Genomic DNA, 16,133 nt, shown 5'->3' with positions numbered 1-16,133 from the left:
CTACTGCTCGACCTCGGCAGCGAGCTTGGCGAGGACGGCGTCGTAGATGCGGCCGAGCCCCTTGGGAGCGAAGGTCTTCTCGAAGAAGCCGCCGATGCCGCCGGCACCGTTCCAGGTGGTGGTCACGACGACCCGGGACTTGCCCTCGCCCGCCGGGGTGACACGCCAGGTGGTGATCATGGAGGAGTTGCGGTCCTTCTCGACCAGTTCCCCGTCGGTAGGCTCGCTCACCTCCAGGAGGCAGTCGCGCACGCGCTTGCTGGTGGCCTGAAGCTTCCAGTGGACGAGGGTTCCCTCACCGTCACCGCCTTCGCGCACCTCGTACTCGCTGAAGTGTTCGGGCAGCACCTTCTGCCGTGTGCCGCGGTAGTCGGCGAGGGCGTCGAACACCTTCTCCGCGTCCGCCGCGACGACCCGTTCCGTAGTGGCCTCGACCTGCGCCATTGCGTTCCTCCAGAACCTAATTGCTCGGGGTTGGGGCAAGCCAACCACTCCGGCGCCCGGGCCCTCAAATCGGGGCCTGCGGCCGGGTGCCCGGGAGTGGTTCACGGCCTGGCTCGGGCAGCACCATCCGCACCTGGTGCGCCGCTGCGAGCAGCTGTACGCGAAGGGGGCCTACGCGCCGAGGTGGCACCGGCGCAGGATCACCCGTCAGGTGCGCGAGCTGGCGCAGGAGTACGGCGTCGGACCACGGGCCCGGGCGTGGCCGTCCCGCATCCGCCCGGCAGCGCCGGCGCGGTCCCCGGCCGCCGCTGAGGACCAGCTGGCACTCATATGACAGACCACCCGGGGGCGTTGGGGGGCATCCATCGGCCCATTCGGGTCACGTATCGCCAGAACGGGTTCTTCAGGTCCCCATTGCCGGGACCATGCGGCGAGGACCGTGACGTTCACGGCTCGTCGAAACCTCCGTCCCGGGAGGACCCATGGGAACACGCGCAGCCGTGCTGTGCGCGGTCGCCGTCATGACGGCGGGCTCGCTCACGGCCGCCCCGGCGCAGGCGACCCCCCGTGCTTCGGCGCCCGCACCCGTCTGGAAGACGTGCGGCACCAGCGCGTACCCGACGCTCCAGTGCACGTCCCTGGAGGTGCCACTGGACCATGCGGACCCGTCGGGCCGTAAGATCACGCTCGCGCTGTCCCGCATCCCGCACACCGCGCCGGTCTTCCAGGGTCCGCTGCTGGTCAACCCCGGCGGCCCCGGTGGCAGCGGGCTGGCGCTGGCCGGCTTCGTCGCCTCGGCGCTGCCCGAGCGCGTGGCGGCCCAGTACGACGTGATCGGCTTCGATCCGCGCGGGGTCGGCAGGAGCACCCCCGCCCTGGACTGCTCACCCGGACACTTCCGGCCGGTGCGCCCGGACACGGTGCCGACCACGCCCGCGCTGGAGCAGGCGAACCTGCGGCGGGCGCGGTCCTTCGCCGCCGCGTGCCGCCGCACGTACTCCGACCTGCTGCCGTACCTCGACACCGTCAGCGCCGCCCGGGACATGGACGCCATCCGGGACGCCCTCGGCGCCCGGAAGATCAGCTACTTCGGCTATTCCTACGGCACCTACCTCGGTGCGGTCTACGCGAAGCTGTACCCCGAGCGGGTCCGCCGGCTGGTGCTGGACTCGATCGTGGACCCGACCGGGGTGTGGTACCAGGACAACATCGGCCAGGACTACGCCTTCAACGACCGCCACCGTGCCCTGATCGCATGGATCGCCACGCACGACACCGTGTACGGGCTCGGCAAGGACCCCGCCAAGATCGAGGCCGAGTGGTACGCGATGCGGGCGGCCCTGGCGCGGGAACCGGCCGCGGGCGAGGTCGGCGCCGCCGAGTTGGAGGACACCTTCGTCCCCGGCGGTTACTACAACGGCTACTGGCCCTACCTCGCCGAGGCGTTCGCAGCCTACGTCCACCGCAAGGACACCGTTCCTCTCGTCAAGGCCTACGAGGACTTCGCCGCCGTGGACGCACAGGGCAGCAACGGCTACAGCATCTACGCGTCCGTGCTGTGCCGTGACGCCGCCTGGCCACGGGGCTGGAACCGGTGGCGCGCGGACACCTGGCAGGTGTACGAGAAGGCGCCTTTCATGGCCTGGAACAACGCCTGGTATAACGCGCCCTGCGCGTTCTGGCCGACCGACGCACTGGAGCCGGTGAACGTCGCCAACGCCAAGCTGCCGCCGGCGCTGCTCTTCCAGGCGACCGACGACGCGGCCACCCCCTACCAGGGCGGTGTGACGGTCCACCGTCTGCTGGCCCGCTCCAGCCTCGTGGTCGAGGAGGGCGGCGGCAACCACGGCATCACGTTGAGTGGCAACGACTGCTTGGACGGGTACCTTTCCGCATATCTGGCCAGCGGCGAGGCGCCGCACGGCGCAGGCGTGGCCGACGCGGTCTGCGGGAAGTCACCCGATCCGGAACCGTTGACGACGAAGGCAGCGTCGGCCTCGTCCCGGGGCTCGGTGCTGCACCGGCTGCTGGGCTTCCGCCGGTAGGCGCCCCCGGCCGGCGGTGAAATCCGCGGGCGCGACGCGTCCGGCGTTCCCCGGGGGCCGGCATGAGCGACCGGCCCACGCGCATGCGCCCGATGGCCGCGGAGAGGCACCACGCCCGCCCGCCGGGGTCTGTGAACGGGCCGCTTCCCGGCCGCACGGCACCGCGGAACCCGCCGAGGCGGGCGGCGTTGCGGTGTTCGAAGTCCGGTACGTCCAGGGCCTGAGCGGCTGACCGCGCATCACCTGGCCGTCTACCGCGGCGGTATCCGCGCCAGCGCGTGCACCGCCGCTTCCGCGAGCACCGGGTGCGCCAGGGCCTCGTTCAGCACCCGTCGGGCACGCGGGTCGCCGAGCGCGCCCAGGCCCTCCACGCAGGCAAGGGCGACCCTCCGGTAGGGGTCGTGCGGGCGCAGTCGGCGCTCCAGCGTGGTGATCAGCGCGGGAACTGACTCCGGGGCGCGCAGGGCGACCAGGAGCCGTACCGGGTGCAGGGCGTAGGCGACGCGCAGTTCATTGGTGGCGAGGGCGGCGGCTGCCCGGGCCGTACGCGGGTCGCCCAGTCGGGCCAGGGCATGGGCGGCGGAGGCGCAGCGCGGGGGGTCCCGGTGGTTGAGCAGCAGCACCAGCGACTCGAAGGCGCGCCGGTCGCCCGCGAGACCGAGGCGGAAGGCGGCCAGTTCCCTGGCCCACAGCGGCTGCCCGGGCGCGGTGAGCAGCACCGCCAGTTCATCATGGTCCTCGGTCGCCGACAGGCGGTCGAATTCCGCCGGGCCGCGCGACTCCTGCCGTAAGCGGTCCGTGAGCGATCGCAACTCTTCGTCCACGACCATCAGCGTAAGCGGGTTCCCGGCGCATGAGGGAGCTACATCACAAAGTCGAGTCGGGGCCGACATCTAGCGCGCTCGTTACCCGCGAGTTAAGCTCATTCGAGCGAGTAACCCTCGCGCTTCCGCTGGCGACGGTTTGGTGACGCGGCCGCCGCTGGAGGTATCACCCCACGCCTGTAGAGGGCGGTTGGGGAACTGTTCGGTTCGGTACACCGTGTGTACCGCGGTACGGCCCGGCTTCGGGACAGAGCCGGTCGGAATCCGCCTCCGCGCGGGCGTGAGCACGCCCGTGGCGCCGGCGGCACCGGGCGTGTGCGATTGCAGCCCGGCAACACCCGCACTCCTTTCCGCACCGTGGTGCGCCACCGGGCGCACCCGGGGCATTCCTCGTCGTCACCCTCATCCCTGGAGTCCCGCGATGGCCACTCCCCTGTCCGACACCCCTCTGTCCCCGCTCAAGACGGTCGCCGTCGTCGGCCTCGGCACGATGGGCACCGGCATCACCGAAGTCCTTGTGAAGGCCGGCCGCGAGGTGATCGGTATCGACGTCAGCGAGGCCCAGGCCACGAAGTCACTCGCTGCGCTGGAGGCCTCCACCGCCCGTGCCGTGGCACGGGGCAAGCTGACCGACCCGGAGCGCTCCGAGGCACTGGCCCGGGTCCGCATCTCCACCGACCTGCACGCGGCGGCCGAGGCCGATCTCGTCATCGAGGTGGCCCCGGAGTCGTACGAGATCAAGCAGCAGATCTTCCGTGAGCTGGACGGTATCGTCCGTCCCGGAACGATCCTCGCGACCGGCACCAACGCCCTGTCGGTGACTCGGCTGGCTGCCGATTCCGCGCACCCCGAGCGGGTGCTCGGCCTGCACTTCTTCAACCCGGCGCCGGCGATGAAGCTGGTCGAGGTCGTTTCCTCGGTGCTGACCGCGCCGCAGGCCGTGGCAGCGGTCACCGATCTCGCGGTCGAGTTGGGCAAGGAGCCGGTCGCGGTCGGCGACCGCCCCGGTTTCGTCGCCGATGGGCTGCTCTTCGGCTACCTCAACCAGGCGGCCGCGATGTACGAGGCCAAGTACGCCTCCCGGGAGGACATCGACGCGGCGATGCGGCTCGGCTGCGGCCTGCCGATGGGGCCGCTCGCTCTGCTGGACCTGATCGGCATCGACACCGCCCGCACGGTCCTGGAAGCCATGTACGCCGAGTCCCGAGACCGGCTGCATGCGCCCGCCCCGATCCTGGGGCAGCTCAGCGAGGCGGGTCTGACCGGCCGCAAATCCGGGCGCGGCTTCTACACGTACGAGGCGCCGGGCAGTGCCACCGTCGTGCCGGACGCGCTGACTCCCGCGGAGGGCGGCCCGACCACCCCGGGCCGCGAGGTCCACTCGGTCGGTGTCGCGGGCTCCGGCACCATGGCCTCCGGCATCGCCGAGGTGTTCGCCAAGGCTGGCTACCAGGTCGTCCTCGCCGCCCGCAGCGAGGAGAAGGCGCAGGCGGCCAAAGCCCGCATCGGCACGTCTCTCGCCCGCTCCGTGGACAAGGGCCGGCTGGCCGCCGAGGCCGCCGCACAGATCCTGGACCGGATCACCGCGGCGGGCTCCTACGACGCCTTCGCCGGCGTCGACCTGGCCGTCGAGGCCATCGCCGAGGACCTGGAGGCCAAGCGGCAGCTGTTCGCGACGCTGGACAAGGTCTGCAAGCCGGGGGCCGTCCTGGCCACCACCACGTCCTCCCTGCCCGTTGTCGCCTGCGCCCGCGCCACCTCGCGCCCGCAGGACGTGATCGGCATGCACTTCTTCAACCCGGCACCGGCCATGAAGCTGGTCGAGGTGGTCCGCACGGTCCTGACGGCCGACGATGTCCACACCACTGTCCGCGAACTGTGCGGCAGGATCGGGAAGCACCCGGTGGACTGCGGCGACCGGGCCGGTTTCATCGTGAACGCGCTGTTGTTCCCGTACCTCAACAACGCGATCAAGATGGTCCAGGAGCACTACGCCTCTCTGGACGACATCGACGCGGCGATGAAACTCGGCGGCGGCTACCCGATGGGCCCCTTCGAGCTGCTGGACGTGGTCGGTCTGGATGTCTCGCTGGCCATCGAGCAGGTCCTGCACCGCGAATTCCGTGACCCCGGCCTCGCCCCGGCGCCGCTGTTGGAGCACCTGGTGGCCGCGGGCTGCCTCGGCCGCAAGACCGGTCGCGGCTTCCGCGAGCATGCCCGCCGCTGACGGCGCCGGCGACGGGTACGACGACGAGCGCGACTGGGGCGGCCTGCTCGGCCCGGCCCAGGGCCCCCCGCCCTTCCCGGGCGGGGGAAACCCCGCACCTGCGCATCGTGCTGCACACATGCAGTACGTTCGGGTCATGTCCCAGCCCGCCAAGTCCTCACGTACACCCGCTACGCCCGACGCGCCGGAAAGTGCCGCAGGCACTCGCGCCGCCGCCCAGCGGCTCAAGATGCGCCGGGAACTGGCGGCCGCAGCCATGGAGCTGTTCGCCACCAAGGGGTACGAGGCGACCACAGTCGACGAGATCGCAGCCGCCGCCGGGGTCGCCCGCCGCACCTTCTTCCGCCACTTCCGTTCCAAGGAAGAGGCGATCTTCCCGGACCACGACGACACGCTGGTGCGCGCCGAGGCGGTCCTCAACGCCGCCCCCGCCCACGAACACCCGCTCGACACCGTGTGCCGCGGCATCAAGGAAGTCATGCGGATGTACGCGGCACGGCCCGAGATCTCGGTCGCCCGCTACAAGCTCACGCGCGAGGTGCCCACCCTGCGCGAGGCGGAGATCGCCTCGGTGGCCCGCTACGAGCGGCTGTTCACGCGCTACCTACTCGGTCACTTCGATGAGCACGCCCACGCCGACGACGCCAACGACGACCCCCTGCTCGCCGAGGTCGCCGCCTCCGCCGTCGTCACCGCCCACAACCACGTGCTCAGGCGCTGGCTGCGGGCGGGTGGCCAGGGAGACGTGGAGGCCCAGCTGGACCACGCCTTCGCGATCGTGCGGAAGACGTTCGGCAGCGGGATCGGAGCCGGACGCAGTTCGACACCCAGGCCGGAGGGCCCCGTATCGGCTCCGGCGGCGGTGTCCGCGCACGACGAGGTGCTGGTGACGGTCGCTCGCACCGATGCACCGCTTCAGGAGGTCATGCGGACCATCCAGGAGGCGTTGAAGGAGCGCTGAGCCCGCTCCCCAGTTCTGACGACGGCGTTCTGACGACGGCGTTCTGACGGCCACCCCGAGGGGTGGCCGTTTTGCCATGCCAGGGGGCATTTTCCGGCAGCTTCCCTACCCCATTCGATCGATCATCGCTCATTTGTTACGTAAAGATTTCATCTGAGAGCAAGTTCTGGCACTCAGTGCCTTGCCGCCTGACACGCGGTGTCATACGTTGGTGGTGTCCGGGCGGCCGGCGCGCAGAGATCATTCGCTCGCCGGCTGTCCCAGCAAGCCTCATGGCCTGCACGCCCGGACGCCTGCGTCACAGGCAACCTCTCGCGCCACAAAGCGCTGCCGAAGCACCACCGGGCCGAACCGACGGCACACCCTCAACACCCCAGCAGCACTCATCACAGCACCGACGAACCCTCAGCGCCCCTCCCTCAGGGCGCTCACCGCCGGAGGCAACACCGTGACCGTGAAGGACATCCTGGACGCGATCCAGTCGCAGGACGCCACGTCCGCCGACTTCGCCGCGCTACGACTCCCCGAGTCGTACCGTGCGATCACCGTGCACAAGGACGAGACGGAGATGTTCGCGGGCCTGCAGACCCGCGACAAGGACCCGCGCAAGTCGATCCACCTCGACGAGGTCCCCGTGCCCGAACTCGGACCGGGCGAGGCCCTGGTGGCCGTGATGGCCTCCTCGGTCAACTACAACTCGGTGTGGACCTCGATCTTCGAGCCGCTGCCGACGTTCGGCTTCCTTGAGCGCTACGGCAGGCTCAGCGAGCTGACGAAGCGCCACGACCTGCCCTACCACATCATCGGCTCGGACCTCGCGGGCGTCGTCCTGCGCACCGGCCCGGGGGTGAACGCCTGGAAACCCGGCGACGAGGTCGTCGCCCACTGCCTGTCCGTCGAGCTGGAGTCCTCCGACGGCCACAACGACACCATGCTCGACCCAGAGCAGCGCATCTGGGGCTTCGAGACCAACTTCGGCGGCCTCGCCGAGATCGCGCTCGTCAAGTCCAACCAGCTGATGCCCAAGCCGGCCCACCTGACCTGGGAGGAGGCCGCGGCCCCCGGCCTGGTCAACTCCACCGCCTACCGGCAACTGGTCTCCCGCAACGGCGCCCAGATGAAACAAGGCGACAACGTCCTCATCTGGGGCGCGAGCGGCGGCCTCGGCTCCTACGCCACCCAGTTCGCCCTCGCCGGCGGCGCCACACCCATCTGCATCGTCTCCAGCGAGCAGAAGGCGGAGATCTGCCGGAAAATGGGAGCCGAGCTGATCATCGACCGCAGCGCCGAGGGCTACAGGTTCTGGAAGGACGAACACACCCAGGACCCGAAGGAGTGGAAGCGCTTCGGCAAGCGCATCCGCGAACTCACCGGCGGCGAGGACGTCGACATCGTCTTCGAACACCCCGGCCGGGAAACCTTCGGCGCCTCGGTCTACGTCACCCGCAAGGGCGGCACGATCGTCACCTGCGCCTCCACCTCCGGCTACCACCACGAGTACGACAACCGCTACCTGTGGATGTCCCTGAAGCGGATCATCGGCTCGCACTTCGCCAACTACCGCGAAGCCTGGGAGGCCAACCGCCTCATCGCCAAGGGCAAGATCCACCCCACCCTGTCGAGGGTCTACTCCCTGCAAGACACCGGCCAGGCCGCCTACGACGTCCACCGCAACCTCCACCAGGGCAAGGTCGGCGTGCTGTGCCTGGCATCCGAAGAAGGCCTGGGCGTGCGCGACAAGGAGATGCGCGCCAAGCACGCCGACGCCATCAACCGCTTCCGCAACGTCTGAGACACCCGAGGTCATAGATGACTGAGCGTCAGAAGGACCGGCCGTGGCTCATGCGCACGTACGCCGGTCACTCCACGGCCGAGGCGTCCAACGAGCTGTACCGGCGCAACCTAGCCAAGGGTCAGACCGGTCTGTCCGTGGCGTTCGACCTGCCGACCCAGACCGGCTACGACCCCGACCACATCCTCGCCCGCGGCGAGGTCGGCCGGGTGGGCGTGCCCGTCGCACACCTCGGTGACATGCGCCGACTGTTCCAGGACATCCCACTGGAGCAGATGAACACCTCGATGACGATCAACGCCACCGCCATGTGGCTGCTGGCGCTCTACCAGGTCGTCGCGGAGGAGCAGGGCGCGGACATCACCAAGCTCCAGGGCACGACCCAGAACGACATCGTCAAGGAGTACCTGTCCCGGGGGACGCATGTCTTCCCTCCCGGCCCCTCGCTCCGGCTGACCACGGACATGATCGCGTACACGGTCTCCCACATCCCGAAGTGGAACCCGATCAACATCTGCAGCTACCACCTGCAGGAGGCCGGAGCCACGCCCGTACAGGAGATCGCGTACGCGGTCTCCACCGCGATCGCCGTCCTGGACGCCGTTCGGGACGGCGGTCAGGTGCCCCCGGAACGCATGGGCGACGTGGTCGCCCGGATCTCCTTCTTCGTGAACGCGGGCGTCCGCTTCATCGAGGAGATGTGCAAGATGAAGGCGTTCGGCCGCATCTGGGACAAGATCACGCGCGAGCGGTACGGCATCGAGAACCCCAAGCAACGCCGTTTTCGCTACGGCGTCCAGGTCAACTCCCTCGGCCTGACGGAGGCGCAGCCGGAGAACAACGTCCAGCGGATCGTCCTGGAGATGCTGGCCGTCACCCTCTCCAAGAACGCCCGTGCGCGTGCCGTGCAGCTGCCCGCCTGGAACGAGGCGCTCGGCCTGCCCCGGCCCTGGGACCAGCAGTGGTCGCTGCGCATCCAGCAGATCCTCGCGTATGAGAGCGACCTACTGGAGTACGACGACATCTTCGAGGGTTCACACGTCATCGAGGCGAAGGTGAACGCCCTCGTCGAGGAGTCCCTCGCCGAGATCGGTCGCATCCAGGAGATGGGCGGCGCGATGGCCGCCGTCGAGTCCGGCTACCTCAAGGCGCAGCTGGTCTCCTCGCACGCCGAGCGCCGGGCGCGGATCGAGTCCGGCGAAGAGAAGATCGTCGGCGTCAACCTCTTCGAGGCCACCGAGCCGAACCCGCTCACGGCCGACCTGGACACCGCGATCATGACGGTCGACCCTGCGGTCGAGGCCCGGGTCACCGAGTCGCTCCAGCACTGGCGGGACACCCGCTACCAGCCTCCCTTCAACCACCCGCGGCCCTGCAAGGCGCTGGAACGGTTGAAGGAGGCCGCCAAGGGGACCGAGAACCTCATGGAGGCCACGCTGGAGTGCGCCCGCGCCGGTGTCACCACCGGCGAATGGGCCGGGGCGCTGCGCGAGGTGTTCGGCGAGTACCGGGCACCCACCGGGGTCTCCTCGGCGCCGGTGGCGGTCGCCGCCGAGGCGGGCTCGGCTCTCGCCGGGGTCCGCGCCGGAGTGGACGCCACAGCCCGCGAGCTGGGCGTCGGCAAGCTGCGCTTCCTGGTCGGCAAGCCGGGTCTGGACGGGCACTCCAACGGCGCGGAGCAGATCGCCGTCCGTGCACGCGACGCCGGCTTCGAGGTGGTCTACCAGGGCATCCGGCTCACTCCGGAGCAGATCGTGGACGCGGCCCTGGCGGAGGACGTGCACGCCGTGGGCCTGTCGATCCTGTCCGGTTCGCACGCCCAGCTGGTTCCGGATGTACTCCAGCGGCTGCGTGTGGCCGGTGCCACAGATATACCCGTGATCGCAGGTGGCATCATCCCGAACGGTGACGCCGAACACCTCAGGGCCGCCGGAGTGGCAGCGGTGTTCACCCCGAAGGACTTCGACATCACCGCGATCATCGGCCGCATCGTCGGCGAGATCCGCAAAGCGAACAAGCTCGACCCCCTGGAGGTCCCCGCATGACGACCGCCCACCCGTCGCCCGCCACCGCCCTTGCGGCGGGCGGCTCCGCCGCACACCCCGTCGACCGCCTTCGACCGCGCCGCTCGTGCCTGGCGGTCCCGGGAAGCAGCCCCCGCTTCCTGGAGAAGGCCCAGGGCCTCCCTGCCGACCAGGTCTTCCTGGACCTGGAGGACGCCTGCGCGCCGCTCGCCAAGCCCGAGGCTCGGCACACCATCGTCAAGTTCCTCAACGAGGGCGACTGGACGGGCAAGACCCGGGTGGTGCGCGTCAACGACTGGACGACGGAGTGGACGTACCGGGACGTTGTCACGGTGGTGGAGGGCGCCGGCCCCAACCTCGACTGCATCATGCTGCCGAAGGTGCAGAACGCCCAGCAGATCGTCGCGCTGGACCTGCTGCTGACCCAGATCGAGAAGACGATGGGCTTCGAGGTCGGCCGCATCGGCATCGAGGCGCAGATCGAGAACGCACAGGGCCTGAACAACGTCAACGAGATCGCTCAGGCCTCCCCGCGCATCGAGACGATCATCTTCGGCCCGGCCGACTTCATGGCGTCGATCAACATGAAGTCCCTCGTCGTGGGCGAGCAGCCGCCGGGCTACCCGGCGGACGCTTACCACTACATCCTGATGAAGATCCTGATGGCCGCCCGCGCCAACGACCTCCAGGCGATCGACGGCCCCTACCTGCAGATCCGCAACGTCGACGGCTTCCGTGAGGTGGCTGGTCGCGCCGCGGCGCTCGGATTCGACGGCAAGTGGGTGCTGCACCCGGGCCAGATCGACGCCGCCAACGAGGTCTTCTCGCCCTCCCAGGAGGACTACGACCACGCCGAACTGATCCTGGACGCGTACGAGTACTACACGTCCGAGGCGGGCGGCAAGAAGGGCTCCGCGATGCTCGGTGACGAGATGATCGACGAGGCCAGCCGCAAGATGGCGCTGGTCGTCGCGGGCAAGGGACGCGCCGCCGGCATGCAGCGCACCAGCACGTTCGAGATTCCGGAGGCGTGAGCATGCAGTTCGGGCGCACCTACGAGGAGTTCGAGGTCGGGGCGACGTACAAGCACTGGCCGGGCAAGACGGTCACGGAGTACGACGACCACCTGTTCTGTCTCCTCACCATGAACCACCACCCGCTCCACATGGACGTCAACTACGCCGAGAAGACAACCGACTTCGGCAAGAACGTCGTGGTGGGCAACTACATCTACTCGCTGCTGCTCGGCATGTCCGTCCCGGACGTCTCCGGCAAGGCGATCGCCAACCTGGAGATCGAGTCGCTCAGGCACGTGGCGCCAACCTTCCACGGCGACACGGTCTACGGCGAGACGACCGTGCTCGACAAGTGGCCGTCGAAGTCGAAGAACGACCGCGGCATCGTCTACGTCGAGACCAAGGGGTACAAGCAGGACGGCACCCTGGTGTGCGTGTTCCGCCGCAAGGTCATGGTGCCCACCGAGACGTACACCAAGGAACGCGGCGGCGAGCAGCCGGGCCGCCCGGAGCTGAACGCACCTACGGAAAAGACGGAGAAGTGATGGCGCGCCTCGCCCAGACCGCCGGTCTGACCGACGTCCAGCAGGAGATCGTCTCCACCGTCCGGGACTTCGTCGACAAGGAGATCATCCCGGTCGCGACCGAACTGGAGCACCGCGACGAGTACCCGCAGGCGATCGTGGACGGCCTGAAGGAACTCGGCCTGTTCGGCCTGATGATCCCCGAGGAGTACGGGGGCCTGGGCGAGTCGCTGCTCACCTACGCGCTGTGCGTGGAGGAGATCGCCCGCGGCTGGATGTCGGTGTCCGGCATCATCAACACGCACTTCATCGTGGCGTACATGCTCAAGCAGCACGGCACGCAGGAGCAGAAGGACCACTTCCTGCCGAGGATGGCGGCCGGTGACGTCCGCGGCGCCTTCTCGATGTCGGAGCCGGGCCTGGGCTCGGATGTCTCGGCGATCACGTCGAAGGCGGTGAAGGACGGCGACGAGTACGTCCTGAACGGCCAGAAGATGTGGCTGACGAACGGCGGCACGTCGTCCCTCGTAGCCGTCCTGGTCCGAAGTGACGAAGGACACTCCCCTTCGGAATCGGCTGCTGCCCCCCACAAGTCGATGACGACCTTCCTGGTGGAGAAGGAGCCCGGCTTCGGCGAGGTCCGCCCGGGCCTCACGATCCCCGGCAAGATCGAGAAGATGGGGTACAAGGGTGTCGATACCACCGAGCTGATCATGGACGGCCTGCGGGTTCCGGCCGACCGGGTGCTCGGCGGTGTCACGGGCCGAGGTTTTTACCAAATGATGGATGGCGTGGAGGTCGGGCGCGTCAACGTGGCGGCGCGTGGCTGTGGTGTCGCTCAGCGTGCGTTCGAGCTGGGTGTGCAGTACGCCCAGCAGCGACACACCTTCGGCAAGCCGATCGCCCAGCACCAGGCCATCCAGTTCAAATTGGCGGAAATGGCCACCAAGGTCGAGGCCGCTCATGCAATGATGGTCAACGCAGCACGCAAAAAGGATTCTGGGGAACGAAACGACCTTGAGGCCGGCATGGCGAAGTACCTCGCCTCCGAGTACTGCAAGGAGGTCGTGGAGGACGCCTTCCGGATCCACGGCGGCTACGGCTTCTCCAAGGAGTACGAGATCGAGCGCCTCTACCGCGAGGCCCCGATGCTGCTGATCGGTGAAGGTACCGCCGAGATCCAGAAAATGATCATCGGGCGCAGGCTGCTCGAAGAGTATCGATTCCAGGGCTGATTGTCCGGTTACGGGGTGTTTTCTCCGAGAAGAAGATCACACCCCGTAGACGCTCTTCGGACGCCGACTCGGCTGACTGGCTTGCCCAGTTACGGCCTGCGACCGGTACGATCCCGGAAAAGCCGCCGTCCCCCGTCAGAGCGCGGCATCATCCGCTACGAAGGTCATCCATGCCCCACAGCCAAACCTCTGCACCTCGCGACAGCCGAGCCGGCGTACGCCTCGCGCGCGGAGCATCGCCGTGGCTTCTCCCGACCGTCGCCACCGCAGCCCTCAGCCTGGCCCGCGCCCGCCGCTCGGGTGCCGCCAGGGCCGTCGCCGTGCCCGCCACCGCGCTCGCGGCGGGCATGCTGTGGTTCTTCCGCGACCCCGAGCGCGAGATCACCCAGGGCCGGGTCATCTCGCCTGCCGACGGTGTGGTGCAGAGCATCATGCCGTGGAAGGACGGGCGCACCCGCGTCGCGATCTTCATGAGCCCGCTCAACGTCCACGTCAACCGGGCGCCCCTCGCCGGCACGGTGACGTCGGTCGAGCACGTCCCCGGCGGCTTCGTTCCGGCCTTCAACAAGGAGAGCGAGAACAACGAGCGCGTAGTCTGGCATTTCGACACCGAACTCGGCGACATCGAGATGATCCAGATCGCCGGCGCGGTGGCCCGCCGCATCGTTCCCTACATCCCTCAGGGCACAAAGGTCGAGCAGGGTGACCGGATCGGTCTGATCCGCTTCGGCTCGCGTGTCGACCTCTATCTGCCCGAGGGTGTGGAGGTCGCGGTCGAGGTCGGGCAGAAGACCGTGGCTGGGGTGACTCGCATTGACCGTGATTGATCCGGAGACCCAGGCGGGCTGGGTGCCCGAGGCCGATGATGCGGATGAAGAAGAGGAGATGCCCCTCTCGCTGCGTCTGTCGATAGCGGACACCCTCACGCTGGGCAACGCCACGTGCGGCTTCATGGCGGTGTACTTCACCACCACCGGCATCCTGATCCCGCACCTCACCGGCAGCCAGGAGTCCGGCATGGCCCGCCACAGCGCGGCCACTGCGGTCATCCTGATGCTGTGCGCGGCCGTGTTCGATCTGTTCGACGGACTCGTGGCCAGGAAGCTGCGTTCGTCACCGATGGGTGCGGAGCTGGACAACCTCTCCGACCTGATCAGCTTCGGCCTCGCCCCCGCCTACTTCGTACTGGTCTACGGCATGGTCGCGGACGACGCGCATCAACGGGTGGCGGCGCTGGGAGCGATCGTGGTGCTGCTGGCCGTGGTGCTCAGACTCGCCCGCTTCAGCTGCGTGACCATGAAGGACGGCGTGTTCCAGGGCATGCCCTCGCCGTTCGGCGCGCTGACGGTGGTCTCCATCGTGCTGTTGGAGCTGCCCTTCGTGGCGACCCTGCTGGCGATCCTGGGCACCGCCTGGCTGATGGTGAGCCGTGTGGAGTACCCGAAGCCGCGGGGACGCCTGGCCGGCGCCATGCTGTCGTGGATCGTCCTCTCGATGGGGCTGCTGGCCGCCTGGGCCTTCGACGCGCCCAGCGGCCAGCTCCTGCTCCAGACGGGCTGCGCCCTGCAACTGGTCATGGGCGCGGTGATCCCGCTGTTCGCCACGGCTCGCCGGGTGAACAACATTCGCGGCAACCGCCGGGAGGCGCGCGCGGCGCAGTCGTGACGCTCCGTGCGAAGGGCCCCGAACCCGGTTGCTTGGGTTCGGGGCCCTTCGCCGTGCACACGCCCACGCCGATGTGCCTCCCCGGGGTTCCCCGGGGGCTCAGCGCAGGAAGTCCTCGGCGATCCGCACCGCGATGCGTTCCAGGATCGGGCCCGCATCCGCGATGCACCGGGCGACGTCGGGCTCAGCCGAGGTCAGCGGATAGGCCCGGCCGATGCCGGCCCGCTCCAGCTCCTGAGGTGCCAGGGTCAGCCGCCCGCACACCGCGACGACCTCCTTGCCGGCGGCCCGGGCGGCGGCGGCGACACCCGCAGGCGCCTTGCCGTGCAGCGTCTGTTCGTCCAGCGAACCCTCACCGGTGATGACCAGCGAGGCCCGTTCCAGCGCCGGCGCGAAGCCCAGCACGTCCAGCATCACTTCGATGCCCGGGCGGAAACGGGCACCCAGGAGCAGCGCACCGTAGCCGATGCCCCCCGCCGCCCCCGCGCCGGGGGACGCCGCGTACTCTGCTGCCCGCGGCCCGACCTCGGCCTCAAGCACCTTCGCGTAGTGTGCGAGGGCCGCGTCCAGGGCCTGCACGTCTTCCGGTGAGGCCCCCTTCTGCGGGCCGTACACCGCAGGTGCACCCTTCGGCCCGGTCAGCGGATTGTCGACATCGCTGGCCAGCACCAGCTCAACGGACGACAGCCGCGGGTCCAGCCCGGACAGATCCGCCCGCGCGAGCTCCGCCAGCCCGCCGCCCCCCGGCGGCACCGGATCCCCCTGAGCATTCAGGAACCGCGCGCCCAGGGCCGACAGCATCCCCGCGCCACCGTCCGTCGTGGCGCTGCCCCCAACGCCGAACACGATGGTCCGCGCGCCCGCGTCCAGCGCGGCTCGCAGTAGTTCCCCGGATCCGTACGTCGAGCCGGTCAGCGGGGCGAAGACACCGGCGGGCAGGCACTGCAGCCCGCTCGCCTCGGCCATCTCCACCACCGCGGTGTCGCCGCGCAGCGCGAATGCGGCCGTGACGTCCCGGCCGAGCGGTCCGGCGACCCGGATCTCCCGCCGTGCGAAGCCGGCCGCGACCGCCGCTTCCACGGTGCCGTCACCACCGTCGGCCACGGGCAGCGCCTCGATGTGAAGATCCGGCACGACCCGGCGCAGCCCGGCCGTCACCCGCTCGGCGACCTGCACGGCCGTCAGCGAGCCCTTGAACTTGTCCGCGGCGATGAGCACCCGACGGGTCTCGTTCACTGCAGCGTCCGCCACCTTGCTTTCCCCTTGCTCTCCGGGCCCCGCGCATGTCAGGGCCAGTCGCGCCGCTGCGACCTTAACCTCACGAGTACCTCTGCGTCATGCCCCGGCCGCCCCCCGGAAGGTCCCTGACAGGCAGC

13 protein-coding genes and 1 pseudogene are annotated in these 16,133 nt (G+C 69.3%); 11 read left to right on the top strand and 3 right to left on the bottom strand.

What is annotated here, in order from left to right; genetic code table 11:
• Positions 1-444: an SRPBCC family protein gene (locus LK06_RS28020; RefSeq protein ID WP_039648176.1), complete on the bottom strand. Its 444-nt coding sequence runs from the start codon at positions 442-444 to the stop codon at positions 1-3.
• A gap of 76 nt (positions 445-520) precedes the next feature.
• Here LK06_RS28020 and LK06_RS34610 point away from each other — a divergent pair.
• Positions 521-778: pseudogene (locus LK06_RS34610) on the top strand (Rv2578c family radical SAM protein); the annotation flags it as partial.
• A gap of 148 nt (positions 779-926) precedes the next feature.
• Positions 927-2,489: an alpha/beta hydrolase gene (locus LK06_RS28010; RefSeq protein ID WP_043435346.1), complete on the top strand. Its 1,563-nt coding sequence runs from the start codon at positions 927-929 to the stop codon at positions 2,487-2,489.
• A gap of 251 nt (positions 2,490-2,740) precedes the next feature.
• Here the strand turns inward: LK06_RS28010 and LK06_RS28005 are convergent, their stop codons facing one another.
• Positions 2,741-3,313: an adenylosuccinate lyase gene (locus LK06_RS28005; RefSeq protein WP_039648538.1), complete on the bottom strand. Its 573-nt coding sequence runs from the start codon at positions 3,311-3,313 to the stop codon at positions 2,741-2,743.
• A gap of 421 nt (positions 3,314-3,734) precedes the next feature.
• On the opposite strand from LK06_RS28005, the gene LK06_RS28000 reads away from it, so the two are divergent.
• From LK06_RS28000 to pssA, 9 genes are all read left to right on the top strand, one after another.
• Entirely contained in the window at positions 3,735-5,540 is a 1,806-nt protein-coding gene (locus LK06_RS28000) for a 3-hydroxyacyl-CoA dehydrogenase family protein (protein WP_039648180.1), read from the top strand.
• Positions 5,541-5,658: 118 nt separating this feature from the next.
• Positions 5,659-6,501 (top strand): TetR family transcriptional regulator, encoded by an 843-nt coding sequence (locus tag LK06_RS27995; RefSeq protein WP_039648539.1) that lies wholly within the window; start codon positions 5,659-5,661, stop codon positions 6,499-6,501.
• 454 nt (positions 6,502-6,955) lie between these two features.
• Positions 6,956-8,293, top strand: coding sequence for a crotonyl-CoA carboxylase/reductase (ccrA, locus tag LK06_RS27990; protein ID WP_043435377.1), 1,338 nt, complete (start codon positions 6,956-6,958; stop codon positions 8,291-8,293).
• A gap of 17 nt (positions 8,294-8,310) precedes the next feature.
• Positions 8,311-10,338 carry a protein meaA gene (locus tag LK06_RS27985; protein WP_043435343.1) on the top strand — a complete coding sequence of 676 codons (2,028 nt, stop codon included), beginning with the start codon at positions 8,311-8,313 and terminating at the stop codon, positions 10,336-10,338.
• Positions 10,335-11,351 (top strand): HpcH/HpaI aldolase/citrate lyase family protein, encoded by a 1,017-nt coding sequence (locus LK06_RS27980; RefSeq protein WP_043435340.1) that lies wholly within the window; start codon positions 10,335-10,337, stop codon positions 11,349-11,351. The genes LK06_RS27985 and LK06_RS27980 overlap by 4 nt, the downstream gene beginning before the upstream one ends.
• Positions 11,352-11,353: 2 nt before the next feature.
• On the top strand, positions 11,354-11,878 hold the full coding sequence (locus tag LK06_RS27975) for a MaoC family dehydratase (protein ID WP_039648185.1): 525 nt from the start codon (positions 11,354-11,356) through the stop codon (positions 11,876-11,878).
• On the top strand, positions 11,878-13,092 hold the full coding sequence (locus LK06_RS27970; protein WP_039648187.1) for an acyl-CoA dehydrogenase family protein: 1,215 nt from the start codon (positions 11,878-11,880) through the stop codon (positions 13,090-13,092). The genes LK06_RS27975 and LK06_RS27970 overlap by 1 nt, the downstream gene beginning before the upstream one ends.
• 170 nt (positions 13,093-13,262) lie before the next feature.
• Positions 13,263-13,919 (top strand): phosphatidylserine decarboxylase, encoded by a 657-nt coding sequence (locus LK06_RS27965; RefSeq protein ID WP_043408195.1) that lies wholly within the window; start codon positions 13,263-13,265, stop codon positions 13,917-13,919.
• Between the two features lie 22 nt (positions 13,920-13,941).
• Positions 13,942-14,757 carry a CDP-diacylglycerol--serine O-phosphatidyltransferase gene (gene pssA / locus LK06_RS27960; RefSeq protein ID WP_039648541.1) on the top strand — a complete coding sequence of 272 codons (816 nt, stop codon included), beginning with the start codon at positions 13,942-13,944 and terminating at the stop codon, positions 14,755-14,757.
• 99 nt (positions 14,758-14,856) lie between these two features.
• Here pssA and LK06_RS27955 read toward each other — a convergent pair whose 3' ends face one another.
• Positions 14,857-15,993, bottom strand: a complete 1,137-nt coding sequence (locus tag LK06_RS27955; RefSeq protein ID WP_039648542.1) for a glycerate kinase — start codon at positions 15,991-15,993, stop codon at positions 14,857-14,859.
• Positions 15,994-16,133 lie beyond the last annotated feature (140 nt).

The organism is Streptomyces pluripotens (assembly GCF_000802245.2).
Taxonomy (GTDB): Bacteria; Actinomycetota; Actinomycetes; order Streptomycetales; family Streptomycetaceae; genus Streptomyces; species Streptomyces pluripotens.
Note: the sequence above shows the minus strand (reverse complement) of the source record. Positions and strands in the feature narration are given on the sequence as shown.

Excerpts from the sequence above, each read along its gene's own strand:
- LK06_RS27980 (WP_043435340.1), top strand. The coding sequence starts at position 10,335 with ATGACGACCGCCCACCCGTCGCCCGCCACCGCCCTTGCGGCGGGCGGC.
- LK06_RS27975 (WP_039648185.1), top strand. The coding sequence starts at position 11,354 with ATGCAGTTCGGGCGCACCTACGAGGAGTTCGAGGTCGGGGCGACGTAC.
- LK06_RS28020 (WP_039648176.1), bottom strand. The coding sequence starts at position 444 with ATGGCGCAGGTCGAGGCCACTACGGAACGGGTCGTCGCGGCGGACGCG.
- LK06_RS27965 (WP_043408195.1), top strand. The coding sequence starts at position 13,263 with ATGCCCCACAGCCAAACCTCTGCACCTCGCGACAGCCGAGCCGGCGTA.
- LK06_RS28000 (WP_039648180.1), top strand. The coding sequence starts at position 3,735 with ATGGCCACTCCCCTGTCCGACACCCCTCTGTCCCCGCTCAAGACGGTC.
- LK06_RS27970 (WP_039648187.1), top strand. The coding sequence starts at position 11,878 with ATGGCGCGCCTCGCCCAGACCGCCGGTCTGACCGACGTCCAGCAGGAG.
- LK06_RS27985 (WP_043435343.1), top strand. The coding sequence starts at position 8,311 with ATGACTGAGCGTCAGAAGGACCGGCCGTGGCTCATGCGCACGTACGCC.
- LK06_RS27995 (WP_039648539.1), top strand. The coding sequence starts at position 5,659 with ATGCAGTACGTTCGGGTCATGTCCCAGCCCGCCAAGTCCTCACGTACA.
- LK06_RS28010 (WP_043435346.1), top strand. The coding sequence starts at position 927 with ATGGGAACACGCGCAGCCGTGCTGTGCGCGGTCGCCGTCATGACGGCG.